Source organism: Nocardia sp. NPDC056100 (assembly GCF_042266325.1).
Taxonomy (GTDB): domain Bacteria; phylum Actinomycetota; class Actinomycetes; order Mycobacteriales; family Mycobacteriaceae; genus Nocardia.
In genome coordinates, this window is sequence record NZ_JBHJVY010000003.1 from 1,209,241 (window position 1) to 1,222,728 (window position 13,488).

General features: G+C 67.2%; 13 protein-coding genes. 7 read left to right on the forward strand and 6 right to left on the reverse strand.

Annotation, left to right across the window (positions count from 1 at the left end):
- Positions 1-65: 65 nt before the first annotated feature.
- The 3 genes from ACFC0O_RS27765 (at position 66) to ACFC0O_RS27775 (ending at position 2,702) form a co-directional block, all read left to right on the forward strand.
- Positions 66-950, forward strand: a complete 885-nt coding sequence (locus ACFC0O_RS27765; protein ID WP_375962721.1) for an oxidoreductase — start codon at positions 66-68, stop codon at positions 948-950.
- A 2-nt stretch (positions 951-952) separates the two neighbouring features.
- Positions 953-1,315: a PH domain-containing protein gene (locus tag ACFC0O_RS27770; protein WP_364641476.1), complete on the forward strand. Its 363-nt coding sequence runs from the start codon at positions 953-955 to the stop codon at positions 1,313-1,315.
- 289 nt (positions 1,316-1,604) lie between these two features.
- On the forward strand, positions 1,605-2,702 hold the full coding sequence (locus ACFC0O_RS27775) for a 3-deoxy-7-phosphoheptulonate synthase (protein WP_375962724.1): 1,098 nt from the start codon (positions 1,605-1,607) through the stop codon (positions 2,700-2,702).
- A 359-nt stretch (positions 2,703-3,061) separates the two neighbouring features.
- Here the strand turns inward: ACFC0O_RS27775 and ACFC0O_RS27780 are convergent, their stop codons facing one another.
- A complete protein-coding gene (locus tag ACFC0O_RS27780) occupies positions 3,062-3,643 on the reverse strand; it encodes a GNAT family N-acetyltransferase (protein WP_375962726.1) in 582 nt (193 codons plus the stop codon).
- A gap of 122 nt (positions 3,644-3,765) precedes the next feature.
- Here ACFC0O_RS27780 and sigJ point away from each other — a divergent pair, with 122 nt between their 5' ends.
- Positions 3,766-4,692 (forward strand): RNA polymerase sigma factor SigJ, encoded by a 927-nt coding sequence (sigJ, locus tag ACFC0O_RS27785; protein ID WP_375962728.1) that lies wholly within the window; start codon positions 3,766-3,768, stop codon positions 4,690-4,692.
- 63 nt (positions 4,693-4,755) lie between these two features.
- Here the strand turns inward: sigJ and ACFC0O_RS27790 are convergent, their stop codons facing one another.
- Positions 4,756-5,013: a hypothetical protein gene (locus ACFC0O_RS27790; RefSeq protein ID WP_375962731.1), complete on the reverse strand. Its 258-nt coding sequence runs from the start codon at positions 5,011-5,013 to the stop codon at positions 4,756-4,758.
- Positions 5,014-5,186: 173 nt separating this feature from the next.
- Between ACFC0O_RS27790 and ACFC0O_RS27795 the strand changes: the two genes are divergently transcribed.
- Entirely contained in the window at positions 5,187-6,368 is a 1,182-nt protein-coding gene (locus ACFC0O_RS27795) for a pyridoxal phosphate-dependent aminotransferase (protein ID WP_375962733.1), read from the forward strand.
- A gap of 83 nt (positions 6,369-6,451) precedes the next feature.
- Positions 6,452-7,096: a LysE family translocator gene (locus ACFC0O_RS27800; RefSeq protein ID WP_375962735.1), complete on the forward strand. Its 645-nt coding sequence runs from the start codon at positions 6,452-6,454 to the stop codon at positions 7,094-7,096.
- A 45-nt stretch (positions 7,097-7,141) separates the two neighbouring features.
- Here ACFC0O_RS27800 and ACFC0O_RS27805 read toward each other — a convergent pair whose 3' ends face one another.
- The 4 genes from ACFC0O_RS27805 to ACFC0O_RS27820 all read right to left on the reverse strand — a co-directional run bounded on the left by ACFC0O_RS27805 (position 7,142) and on the right by ACFC0O_RS27820 (position 11,684).
- A complete protein-coding gene (locus tag ACFC0O_RS27805; protein WP_375962737.1) occupies positions 7,142-8,551 on the reverse strand; it encodes a M1 family metallopeptidase in 1,410 nt (469 codons plus the stop codon).
- 67 nt (positions 8,552-8,618) lie between these two features.
- Complete coding sequence (locus tag ACFC0O_RS27810; RefSeq protein WP_375962739.1) at positions 8,619-9,257, reverse strand: LysE family translocator; 639 nt, start codon at positions 9,255-9,257, stop codon at positions 8,619-8,621.
- 52 nt (positions 9,258-9,309) lie between these two features.
- Positions 9,310-9,987 (reverse strand): DUF3239 domain-containing protein, encoded by a 678-nt coding sequence (locus ACFC0O_RS27815; RefSeq protein ID WP_375962741.1) that lies wholly within the window; start codon positions 9,985-9,987, stop codon positions 9,310-9,312.
- Positions 9,988-10,025: 38 nt separating this feature from the next.
- On the reverse strand, positions 10,026-11,684 hold the full coding sequence (locus tag ACFC0O_RS27820; RefSeq protein WP_364641446.1) for a DNA repair helicase XPB: 1,659 nt from the start codon (positions 11,682-11,684) through the stop codon (positions 10,026-10,028).
- Between the two features lie 196 nt (positions 11,685-11,880).
- Here ACFC0O_RS27820 and ACFC0O_RS27825 point away from each other — a divergent pair, with 196 nt between their 5' ends.
- Positions 11,881-13,413, forward strand: a complete 1,533-nt coding sequence (locus tag ACFC0O_RS27825; protein WP_375962743.1) for a cellulase family glycosylhydrolase — start codon at positions 11,881-11,883, stop codon at positions 13,411-13,413.
- Positions 13,414-13,488 lie beyond the last annotated feature (75 nt).

Genomic DNA, 13,488 nt, shown 5'->3' on the forward strand with positions numbered 1-13,488 from the left:
TCGGGCACGGGCCGGTTGGTGGCGAGATCCGGCGGGCGGGCGCGCGCGCCCCTAGACTCGACCTCGTGAGTGGTTGGGGCATAGCCGACATCCCGGATCAGGCCGGCCGCACGATCATCGTGACCGGCGCCAACAGCGGGCTGGGCGCGGTCACCGCGCGAGCCCTCGCCGAGGCCGGGGCGCAGGTGATCATGGCCTGCCGCAATGAGGTCAAGGCGCGCTCGGTGGCCGACAGCATCGGTAAGAACGTGCAGGTGCGGCGACTCGACCTGGCCGATCTGGCCTCGGTGCGCGAATTCGCCGATTCGGTCGAGGCCGCCGATGTGCTCATCAACAACGCGGGCCTGATGGCGGTACCGCTCAAGCGCACCGCCGACGGCTTCGAAATGCAGATCGGCACAAACCATCTCGGCCATTTCGCGCTGACCGGGCTGCTGCTGGACAAGGTGAGCGATCGCATCGTCACCCTCTCCAGCGGGATGCACGCCATGGGCAAGATCGATCTGGCGGATCTGAACTGGGAGCATCGCCGCTATCAGCGCTGGCTCGCGTACGGGCAGTCCAAGCTGGCGAATCTCATGTTCGCCTACGAATTACAGCGCAGGCTGACCGCGGCAGGCTCATCGAAGCTGTCGCTGGCCGCGCATCCGGGCTACGCCGCGACCGAATTGCAGGGCAAGACCGAATCGTTCCAGGATTACTTCCTGGCGGCCGGTAACCGGCTCTTCGCGCAGAGCGCCGAAATGGGCGCGCTGCCAAGCCTTTTCGCCGCCACCGCCGCCGAGGTGCGGCCGGGCGGATTCTACGGCCCGACCGGATTGCGCGGCCTGCGCGGCAATCCCGGGCCCAGCGGCTCCACCGCCGCCTCCCGCGACGAGGTCACCGCGCGGCGGCTGTGGGAACTGTCCGAACAGCTGACCAAGGTCAGCTACGCGTTCCCGCGGCGGTAGCGGTGAGCATTCCCTTCGACCGGCGCGATCAGCTGGAGAAGATTCAGCAGGGGCTGCTTCAGGGTGAGACGATCCTGGCGGTGTACGACGCCATCGGGGTCGGCACCGGATTCCTGGGGCTCACCGATCGGCGCGTGATCATTCAGGACAACTCGTTCGTGGGGAAGAAGATCGCCATCACGAGCATTCCGTACGCGCGGATCAGCAGCGTCAGCGTGATCACCAATAAATCGTTCGCCGGACAGTTCTTCTCCTCCGGGCACATCGTGATCAGCACCGGGCACAACAACTACGAGGTCGAGTTCCGCGGCGATGAGAAGACGCGGCATGTGCACGATGTGATCCTGCACTACATCGCGCGCTAGCTACGGCTCGGCAATCAGGTTCCGAGCGGGCGATTTTCCCGAATGCCGTCCCAGTCGATGGGACGGCATCCCACTGTGTGTCGGCTGCCACACGCAATTTCCGTCATCTCTGATACTGTGCCGGGCATGCAGCGCGTGTATTTCTGGTTTAGCCAGCCGGCCCCGGGTGGGCTCGGCGGCGCGAACCTGCGCTGACCTTCTCCACCCCGAGCCGGATGAACAGACCGGCTCCGAGGGGTTCACAGTCAGAAATCCCCGTGGGTCGGCCTGAGAAAAGGAACCCACGAACATGACTACCGCTGCCGATCTCGATCCCCGGCATGCCGATCTCGATGACCAGCGCACTCTCAGCGTGAGCCCCTTGCGCTCGCCGGCCGAGGTGCGCGGCGACTACCCGCTCGACGATGCGCTCGCCGATACCGTGCGGGCGGGCCGCAAGGCCACCGTCGAGGTGCTCAATGGCGAGGACGACCGCCTGATGGTGATCGTCGGACCGTGCTCGGTGCACGACACCGCCGCCGCCATGGAGTACGCCCGCAAGCTCGCCGCCAAGGCCGCCGAGCTCGGCGACCGGCTGCACGTGGTGATGCGCGTCTACTTCGAGAAGCCGCGCACCACGCTCGGGTGGAAGGGCCTGATCAACGATCCGCACCTGGACGGCAGCTTCGACATCAACACCGGACTGAACGTCGGCCGCGAACTGCTGCTCGACATCACCGGGCTGGGTCTGCCAGTGGCGGTCGAATTCCTCGATCCGATCACCCCGCAGTACATCGCGGATCTGGTGTCCTACGGCGCCATCGGCGCGCGCACCGCCGCCAGCCAGGTGCACCGGCAGCTGTCGAGCGCGCTGTCCATGCCGGTCGGCATCAAGAACGGCACCGACGGCGATGTGCAGGTCGCGGTCGACGGCGTGCGCGCCGCGGCGGCCAGCCACGTCTTCCCCGGCACCGATCTGGACGGGCGTTCCGCGCTCATCCGCACCGCGGGCAACCCGGACTGCCACGTCATCCTGCGCGGCGGCAGCAACGGCACCAACTTCGACGCCGACTCCTGCGCGGAAGCCCTTATCCGCCTGGAGAAGTCGTCGCTGGCGCAGCGCCTGGTGGTCGACGCCTCGCATGGCAACAGCAATAAGGACCACAACAAGCAGGTCGATGTGGTCACCGATATCGCGGGCCGCATCGCCGCCGGTGAGGACACCGTCGTCGGCCTGATGATGGAGAGCTTCCTGGTCGCGGGCCGCCAGGACCTCACCCTCGGCCACCCGGAAACCCTCACCTACGGCCAGTCCATCACCGACGCCTGCCTGGACTGGGATGTCACCGCCACCCAGCTCGATGTGCTGGCCGATGCGGTAGCGGCCCGTCGCGCGGCGCGCGGCTGACCTAGCCTGGCTGAAATAGCCTGCGGGAGAGCGGGTTCCGGTGTCGGGCCGGAACCCTCCCGGTGCGGCCGCCTGCCCGGATCGACCCTTACCGCGCGGACGCGCGACCGGATCGAACCGCTCGGGCACGTCCCGAACCCGAACGCAAACCCTTGTCTTCCCGGCGCGTTTTTGGCCGGGATCCACTGAAACCTGTTGTCCGGCAGCAGGTGTGGATCCCGGCCAAAAGCATGCCGGGATGACGGGGGTAGTGCTGCTTGGGATGACGGGGGTAGTGCTGCTTGGAATGACGGGGGTAGTGCTGCTTGGGTGGGTGGTGTTGCTTGGGATGACGGGGGTGGTGTTGCTTGAGATGGGGGTCAGATTCCCGCGGGCCAGGTGGGGGCGGGGGCGGGGGGATCGGTGCGGAGTCGGGCGGCTATCCAGCTGTCGAGGCGGGTGCCGCGCTGGACGCAGCCGCTGCGGAGTAGGCCCTCGTAGTGGAAGCCCGCGCGGCGGGCTACGGCGGCGGAGGCGTGGTTGCCGACTATGGCGCGCCATTCGATGCGGTCCAGGGTGAGCCAGCCGGGGGCGAAGGCGGCCTCGCAGGCGAGGTGCACGGCCTGGGTCATGAGGCCGCGGCCGCGGACTTCGGCGGAGAGCCAGAAACCTATTTCGGCCGAATTGTGGTCGCGGCGTGAATCAATCGGGCCCAGGCCGATCATGCCGACGACCGGAGCGTGTTCACCCAGGCGCAGTGCCCAGGTGGGGCTGCGGTCGGCCCAGCCGGGGGTGACCATGTCGTAGATGAACTTCTCGGCGTCGGCGCGGATGTAGGGGACCGGCATGGTGGTCCAGCGGCCGACCGAGGGTTGTTGGCAGCACGCGGTGATGTCGTCGATATCCAGGGCGGTCGGCGGGGACAGCCACACCGTGCCGTTAGTGAGCGTCCGCGCGTCCATTCCGCCATGCTGTCACGGAACCTCGCACGGGCGCATCGGGTTTGCGGTGGTCGGCCGCGGTGGTGCGGACGCCGTCCGGGGCGGTGCCCGATTGGTCCGACCGCGACCGTAGGATCGGGTCGATGGTCGCCGCTCTGCTCACCGATTTGTTCGAAACCCATCGGCCACACCTGCTCTCGGTGGCCTATCGGTTGACGGGCAGCGTCGTCGATGCCGAGGACGCGGTGCAGGAGAGCTGGTTGCGGCTCGCGGTGGCCCGGCAGCACGAGATCGAGGATCTGCGCGCCTGGCTCACCACCGTCGTCTCGCGAATCTGCCTGGACCGGTTGCGCAGTGCCGCCGCGCGACGCGAGCAGTATGTGGGTCAGTGGTTGCCCGAACCCATCGTGACCAGCGCGCAACCCTCCAGCGCACCAGATCCACTGGCCGCGGTGGTGCGCAAACAGGATGCGCGGTTCGCCGCCCTGGTGGTCATGGACACCCTCACCCCGCCGCAGCGGGTGGCTTTCGTACTGCACGACGGCTTCGCGGTGCCGTTCGACGAGATCGCGGACATCCTGGGCGTTTCCGTCGAGGCGGCGCGGGCGCTGGCCTCGCGGGCGCGAAAAGCCTTGGCGCACAGCCCCGAACCGGTCACCGATGCCGAGCACAATGCCGCTGTGCAGCAACTGCTGGAGGCGCTCTACCGGGGTGACGTGAATGCCGTTGTGGCGGCGCTGCATCCGGATGTGCGCACCATCGGCGATGCGGGCGGCACCACCGCCACGGCGATCAATGTGGTTGCGGGCGTGGACAAGAACGCCCGGCTCTGGCTCGGGCTGCGTACCCGGCACGGTTTCGACGATCCGGCGGTCTACGAATCGGGCGCGTTCGAATTCGTGCTCGTCAACGGCCAATTGGGGATTCTGGTGCACGAGCGTGCCTCGGAACAGGGGCGTCCCGGGACCCCTCCGCGCGTCTACGGGTTCACCGTGCGGGACGGAAAGGTCTGGGGCGTCTACGATCTCGTCAATCCGGCCAAGCTCGAGGGCCTGCGACTACCGCACTGACGTACGGTCCCGAGACCCGATGGGCGGCACACCCCCGACCGACATGCCGCACATCGGCGCTCATTACTTCGGGGGGTAGGTGAACCCGGAGCCGGAGCTGCAATCCATACCGCCGGACAGGCTGACCGAACCGGTGGGCATGCAGTTTCCGATACCCGAACCGGTACCGGAGCCGGACCCGCCCGAGCCGGAGGGCGGGAAGCTGGAGCCGAGGTTGAAGTCCCCGGTCGACCAGTTGCCCGCAATAAGCTGATGCGCAATCTGATGTACGAAATCGACCGCCGCCGCCGGGTGCAAGAGAAGTTCTAAGTACGAGGGCATATTTCGCCCCTTTCGAGAAACCGCTGATAGGCGGTTGTGAGATAAAACACGGGCAGGCTAGCCGCCTTTAGGGCATTGCACAACGAGCCAGGTAGGGAGCTCGATCCCAAAGTGAAACATAGCCTTTCGCTATCGTTTCGCAACCATTGCGGCGGGTGGACTATCCTCCGGACATGCGCCCGATTCCGACCGTCGCCCGGCTGCGCCCGTACGCCTCGACGATCTTTGCTGAGATGACCGAACTCGCCGTCCGGCACGGTGCCGTCAATCTGGGGCAGGGTTTTCCGGACTCCGACGGCCCCGTCGGCATGCTCGATGTGGCCCGGCAGGCCATCGCCGACGGTTTCAACCAGTACCCGCCCGGTCGCGGCGTACCCGTACTGCGCCAAGCGATTGCGACCGATCGCGCCCGCCGCTACGGCACCCACTACGACCCGGACAGTCAGGTGCTGGTGACCGTCGGCGCCACCGAGGCCATCGCCGCCACCATCCTCGGACTGGTCGAACCCGGTGACGAAGTGGTGCTCATCGAGCCCTACTACGACTCCTACGCCGCCGCCGTGGCACTGGCCGGGGCGCAGCGCCGCACCGCGCGCCTGGTCCCGGACGGTGACGGCTTCGCCCTGGACCTGGACAGCCTGCGCGCCGCCATCACGCCCAGAACCCGCATGCTGCTGGTGAATTCACCGCACAATCCGACCGGCGCGGTGCTCTCGCGTGCGGACCTGACCGCGATCGCCCAGCTCGCCATCGACCACGACCTCTACGTCATGTCGGACGAGGCGTACGAGCATCTGACCTTCGACGGGCATCAGCACATCAGCATCGCCACCCTGCCCGGCATGTTCGAGCGCACCGTCGTGATCTCCAGCGCCGCCAAGACTTTCAGCGTCACCGGCTGGAAGATCGGCTGGGCCTGCGCCCCCGCCCCGCTCATCGACGCCGTGCTGGCCGCCAAACAGTTCCTCACCTTCGTCGGCGGCGGCCCCTTCCAGCCCGCTGTGGCGCACGCCCTGGAACATTCACAGGGCTGGGTGGCCGCACTGCGGGATACGCTCTCGGAGAAGCGCCTTCGCCTCTCCGCGGCCCTGTCCGAGGCGGGCTTCGGCGTAAAGCGCAGCGACGGCACCTATTTCGTCTGCGCCGACATCACCCCGCTCGGCGCGACCGACGCCTACGACTTCTGCCGCGAACTCCCCGAACGCCTCGGCGTGGCCGCGGTCCCGGTCAGCGTCTTCGCCGATGACAAAGCCTCCTGGAACCACCTGGTCCGCTTCACCTTCTGCAAGAAAGAGGAGACCATCGCCGAGGGCGTCCGCCGCCTCCGCGCGGGCCGCACCGCCTCCGCCCGCTGACCCGCCGGGGAGGACAAGGGGGCAGTCCACTCGGTTGTCACTGGCCCGCGACAGGGCGGGCCAGTTCGCGCAGGATCTAGGTCATGATCCAGATGGCCGCGGTTCTCGGTGTCGCGTCGATAGCGCTGGGCATGGTGCTCACGCCCGGCCCGAACATGATGTACCTGGTCTCACGGACCGTGTCGCAGGGCCGCCGCGCCGGATTCATCTCCCTGACGGGTGTGGCGGCCGGATTCGCGGTCTACCTGGCCGCCGCCACCGCCGGTATCACCGCGGTGTTCGCCATGGTGCCCGCGCTGTATCTGGCCCTGAAACTGGCCGGTGCCGCCTACCTGCTCTACCTGGCCTGGAAAACCCTGCGCCCCGGCGGCCTTTCGGCCTTCGCCCCCGAAGCCATGCCCGCCGACCCCACCCGCCGTCTGTTCGCCATGGGGTTCGTCACCAACCTGCTGAACCCCAAGATCGCCATCATGTACATGGCGCTCATCCCGCAATTCGTGGTCCCCGCCCGCGGTTCGGTCTGGTTGCAGAGCCTGAGCCTGGGCGCGGTCCAGATCGCCATCGCCATCACGGTCAACGGCCTCATCGTGCTCAGCGCGGGCGCTCTCGCGACCTTCCTCGCCGCCCGCCCGCTCTGGCTGCGCGCCCAGCGCCTGGTCACCGGCTCGGTGCTGGGCGTGATGGCCGCCCTGGTGGCGACCGACCGCGCCCGCCCGCTGCCCGCCTGACCGGTCAACAGCCGGAACAGGCGGCGCGGCTTGTGGTTTCGCCGCTCAGGAGCGCAGCGAGCCCGGGTAGAGGTATTCGTCGGCCGGGGGTTCGGAGCGGTCCAGCCAGGCTGCCAGGAAGCCGGTGAGGTCCACCGGGGTGCGGGACTGCATGAAACGGCGGAACTCCGGCATGGAGGCGTTGCCGTAGCGGTGACCGTCCACGAAATCGTGGACCGCGCCGAAGAACGCGGCATCGCCCATGGTGCGGCGCAGGGCGTGCAGGAAGAGCGGGCCGCGGTAGTAGACGGCGGTGAATTCGTTTCCGACACCGGGGTTTTGCAGCATGATGCGCCAGAACTTGTCCTCGCCACGGTATCTGGCGACGGTGTCGCGATACATCGCGTCGACGTCCTTGCCCCCCGTGCGCTCGGGCCACAGGTAGTCGGCGGTGTAGCTGGCGAAGCATTCGTTCAGGCAGATATCGGACCAGTGCTCGACCGACATGGAATCGCCCCACCACTGGTGGGTCAGCTCGTGCACCACCGTGTCCAGATCTGTCCAGGGCGCGTAGATGGGCCGGGACTGCGTCTCCAGGGAGAACTGCAGATCGGTGTCGACGTAGATGCCGCCCGCGGTGTCGAACGGGTACGGGCCGTACAGCTGCTCCAGGAAGTCCAGGAACTCCGGCAGCCGTGCCTCGGTATCGCGGGTGGACTGTTTGACGTCCGGGGCGAAGGCGCTCAAAAGCGGTGTGCCATTGGCGCGCTGCTGCGCCAGGAAATCGAATTTGTCGATGGCGATGGTGGTCAGATAGCCGACCACGGGCTGGCGCATCTCCCAATCCACCGTGCGATTGGCCCCGTGCACCTCATCGCGGATCTTCAGACCGTTGGACATGACCTCCCATTCGGCGGGCACGGTGGCGTGCAGCGCGAAAGTGGCCTTGTCCAAAGGGGTGTCGTTGAGCGGATACCAGGCCGAGGCCGAATGCGGTTCGCCCGCAACGAAAGCCCCGCCGCTGGGCGAGAGCACCCAGCCCTCGCCGTCGGTGCCGGTGATATCGCCGCCGTACTCCACCTGCACCGTGAACGGCAGGCCGGGCAGCAGCGGCAGCATCGGCGTGATCACCAGCTCGTGCTCCTGGGTGCGATCGAACCAGGCGGGCAGGTTGTTGACCGTCACCTTCGAGATCGCCGGGCCGCTGTAGTCCAGGTTGAACGTGCGCAGCGCCTGGGTGGCGACCGCGTCCACCCGGGTGGAACCGGTCATGGCGTGCGAGGCCGGATCGTAGCCGAGGGTGATGTCGTAGTTCTTGGCGTCGTACCCGCCATTGCCGTCCAGCGGGTAGTACGGATCGCCCAGTCCCGGCGCACCGGCGAACGGATCGCCCGGATCACCCTGTGCGGGAACGGCGTTCGCGCCCGCCAGCAGTATCGCGCCGACCACCGTGTACCGCCACCAGCTGTGCCTCATACGTCGAACCGCCCCTTTCCCGGCGCGAAATGAAAGAACCCCCGGGCGATGCTAGTCGCCGCCGCACTCAATGACTGGTGCCCGACACGGCCACGCTGGCGCCGAGTCCGATGATCATCACCCCGCCCGCACCGCCGACCGTCTCCAGCCGCTTGGGCGAGCGCGCGAACCAATCCCGCGCCAATCCCGCCACCAGCGCCCAGGCGCTGTCCGAGACCACCGCGATGGCCAGGAAGATGAGGCCGAGGATGAGCATCTGCACGGGGACCGGACCACTGTCCGGATCGACGAACTGCGGCAGCACCGCGGAGAAGAAGATAATGGCCTTGGGATTGCTGATCCCCACCAGGAACGCCTGCCGCAACAGCTTGCCGCCCTCGGCGACCTCGCGCCGCGATTCCCACGCCTCGCGCAGTGATTTGCGTTCGCGAATGGCCTGTACGCCCAGGTAGATCAGGTACGCGGCACCGGCCAGCTTCACGGTGTTGAGCGCGATGGCCGAAGCCGCCACGATCGCGCCGAGCCCGATCGCGACCAGGGTGAGCACCAGGAGCACGCCCACGGCGTGACCGAGTACCGATAGCAGGGCGGCCTTGCGCCCGGAGGTGAGCGCGCGGCCGATGACGAAGAGCACTCCCGGTCCGGGAATGACGATGAGGACGGTGGCCGCGACGAAGAAGGCGGCAAGATTCGCGCCGGGGATCATCGGATCATTCTACGTTCCGGGGCAAGGGATTTCGGGTCGCTTACCCCGGCGCCTACCCGGTTACCCGCCGGAGCTCCTCGGGGAGCTGTTGCGGATCCAGCAGCAGCCGTTTGGCATCCACGTGCCGCACCTTGTCCGCCAGATCCAGATTGTCGGTGAGCAGCTGCCATTCGACATCGCGGATCGTGGTGCGAGCGCGTTCGATGACATTGAGATCCCGGGTGCCCCAGGCGATCGGCATGGCGCTCACCGACTGCCACAGCTCCCCGACCGAACCGGGCGCGCGATCGATCCGCACCGTCACCGACGGCACCTGTTCGCCGACCCGCGTCCGATGCCCGGGCAGGGCGCGCACCGTGCGGGTCACCAGGGCGTACCGCGGGCCGTCGGTATTCGGCTTGGCCAGATCCACCAGCGCCAGCAGCGTCGCCCCCGAACCGCTGGTCTCCGACACCACCGCGGGCACCAGTTCGCCTGCGGCATAGAGCTTGTCGACCCGGCCCCGATGCGGTGTCCACAGGCCGATGAACAGCGAGGTGATGGCCCCCAGCAGGAAGGCCACCGCCAGCAGCCACGACCACGGGTGATTCACCCACACCAGGAAAGCGGTGCCCAGCCCCAGCACTACTGCCGCGCCCACCCCGAGCACCCGCAACCGCCGCAGATCGGCGACGACTTCGTTGACCGCCCGGGCATGCTCACGGTCGACCGCGAATTCGAAGCGTCGCACGTGCCTTCCCTCCCGCCTTCCGGAGGCTAGTCCTCCAGTTATCCTAACGTCGGCCCCAGCAGGTCGTCCGCATCGGTGATGCGATAGGCATACCCCTGCTCGGCAAGGAAACGCTGCCGGTGCGCGGCGTATTCGGCGTCCAGCGTGTCACGTGCGACAACGGAATAGAAGTGAGCCTGGCCGCCATCCTGTTTCGGCCGCAGCAGCCGCCCCAAACGCTGCGCCTCCTCCTGCCGAGACCCGAAAGTGCCCGAAACCTGCACCGCCACAGAGGCTTCCGGCAGATCGATGGAGAAATTCGCGACCTTGCTGACCACCAGCACCGGAATCTCCCCGAGCCGGAAGGATTCGAACAGCTTCTCGCGCTCCTTGGTGCTGGTGGAACCCTGGATGACCGGGGCATTCAGGTGTTCGCCCAGCTCATCCAGCTGATCCAGGTACGCGCCGATGACCAGGCTCGGCGAGCCCTTGTGCTGGGCCAGAATCGATTCCACCACCGGCAGTTTGGTGCGCGCGGTGGAGCACAGTTTGTAGCGCTCCTCGGGTTCGGCTGTGGCGTATGCCATACGTTCGGCATCGGTGAGCGTCACCCGCACCTCGACGCAATCGGCCGGGGCGATCCAGCCCTGCGCCTCGATATCCTTCCAGGGCGCGTCATAGCGCTTGGGTCCGATGAGCGAGAAGACATCGCCCTCGCGGCCGTCCTCGCGCACCAGGGTCGCGGTCAGGCCGAGCCGGCGGCGGGACTGCAGATCCGCGGTCATGCGGAAGACCGGCGCGGGCAGCAGATGCACCTCGTCGTAGATGACCAGACCCCAGTCGCGGCTGTCGAACAGCTCCAGATGCCGGTACTCGCCCTTGGTTTTCCGCGTAATCACCTGATAGGTGGCGATGGTGACCGGGCGAATCTCCTTGCGCTCACCGGAGTATTCGCCGATCTCCTCCTCGGTGAGGGAGGTGCGGGCCAGCAGCTCGCGCCGCCACTGCCGCCCGGCCACGGTATTGGTGACCAGGATCAGCGTGGTCGCCTTGGCCTTGGCCATGGCCGCCGCGCCCACCATGGTCTTGCCCGCGCCACAGGGCAATACGACCACGCCGGAACCGCCCGCCCAGAAGGAATCGGCCGCCATCTGCTGATAGTCGCGCAGCTCCCAGTGCCCGCCCTCGTAATCGAGGTCGATGGCGTGCGCCTCGCCGTCCACGTACCCCGCGAGGTCCTCGGCGGGCCAGCCGATCTTCAACAGCATCTGTTTGATGCGCCCGCGCTCGGACGGATGCACCACCACGGTGTCGTCGTCCACGCGCGCGCCGAGCATGGGGGCGATCTTCTTATGCCGGAGCACCTCCTCCAGCACCGCGCGATCCAGGCTGACCAGGGTGAGCCCGTGCGCCGGATTCTTCACCAGTTGCAGGCGGCCGTACCGGGCCATGGTGTCGACGATGTCCACCAGCAGCGGCTGTGGGACGGCGTACCGGGAGAACTTCACCAGCGCGTCGACGACCTGCTCGGCATCGTGACCTGCGGCGCGGGCATTCCACAGCGCCAGCGGGGTGATGCGGTAGGTGTGCACGTGCTCGGGCGCCCGCTCCAGTTCCGCGAACGGCGCGATGGACTGCCGGGCGGCATTAGCGGCCTCGTGATCCACCTCGAGCAGCAGTGTCTTATCGCTTTGGACGATGAGCGGTCCGTCGGTCACGGCACCTCCTGGCTTGTCGGCCCCGAACAGGGCCGTTGTCCATTGTTCCTGATGGCACCGACAGCGCGGCGGGGGGTAATTCGGCGAAAACGGTCAAGCCCCGAGTTTCGGTGGCTACGATCCCTTCCAACTTGGGCGGTTGTCCAGATAGTCCGTGTTGTGTCGAAGTTATGTCGAAAGCTGAATAGAGGTGCCGATGCGCAGGGTATTACGGGGCAGACGATGGCAGGTGGGCCTGGTCGTCGCGGCACTCGGGGGAGCGGTGCTGGTCACACCACCTACCGCGCAGGGCGCGCCGACCGGCACCGCGGCCGTTCACGCGGACGGGAACAGCTTCGTCGACGAATTCGGGCGGGTCGTGCTGCTGCACGGGGTCAACAATGTCGACAAGGACGCGCCGTACATCGAACCGGGGGACGGGTTCACCCTCACCGCCGAGGACGCGGCGCTCCTGGCCGGGCACGGCTTCAACACCGTGCGACTCGGGGTGTCCTTCGACGGTTTGATGCCGACCAAGGGGGTGGTCGACACCGCCTACCTGGATCGCGTCGCCACCGTGGTGGATACGCTGGCGCAGAGCGGGATTCACACCCTCCTGGACAATCATCAGGACGGACTCTCGAAAGTGTGGGGCGGCAACGGCTTTCCCGAATGGTCGCTGAAATCCCGTCCGGGAGCACTGGAACCGAACCTCGGCTTCCCGCTCTACTACCTCATGCCCAGCATGAATCAGGGCTGGGATGAGGTGTGGAACAACAGCAATGGGGTCCTCGACTACCTCGGCCAGGCGCTCGGCGCGCTCGCCGGGCGGCTCGACGGGCATGCCGGGGTGCTCGGCTTCGAGCTCATGAACGAGCCGTGGCCGGGCAGCGCGTTCCTGTCCTGCTACCCCAACGGCTGCCCCGGCTTCGACGTGAAATACCAAGCGGCCATGCAGAAGCTGACCGATGCGGTGCGGGCGCACAATGCGAACACCATGGTGTTCTGGGAGCCCAATGTCACCTGGAACGAGACCATGCCGTCGAACCTCGGCAGGAATCCACCCATCACCGCGCCCGATATCGCGTTCGCCCCGCACGACTACTGCATTCCCAGTCAGCTCGCCATCTACCTGGGCCTGCCCGCCTTCCTGCGCGGGCTGTGCCCGATGCAACAGGACAAGACCTGGGGCAATATCGACTCCTTCACCAATCGCACACATCTGCCCACCCTGGTCACCGAATTCGGCGACGGTGATCCGACCGTGCTGCGCAACACCGTGATTCGCGCCGACGAGCGGTTCATCAGCTGGCAGTACTGGCATTACGCCTCGCGCTTCGGAGCGCCCGGACCGCGACCCGATCCCTTCCTCGGCGATATCGGCAGACAACTGGTGCGGACCTATCCGCAGGCCACCGCGGGCACGCCGGGGCGAATGATCTTCGACGCGGACACCGGCGACTTCGCCTACCGCTACACCCCGCACGCCGGGCCGCGGCCGACCGAGATCTACGTTTCCGATCTGCACTATCCGAACGGCTACGAGGTCCGGGTGGACGGCGGCACCGTCACCTCGCCCGCGGGAGCCCGCGTGGTGACCGTGCAACCGGCCTCCGGGTCATCGGTCACCGTCTACATCAACCGCCCGGGCTCCAAGGGGGCTACTGTGCCGACAGGTCCGATCGGGACCGGATCGGCCGGCTCGTCGGGTTCGGCGGGTTCGTCGTCCGGTTCCGCCTCGGGTTCGTAAATCCCCAATTTCGGTGATGCGGTCGGCGATAGCGCAAAGGTATCCTCACCGCGTTCACGGCAGCCGTGAATTGTA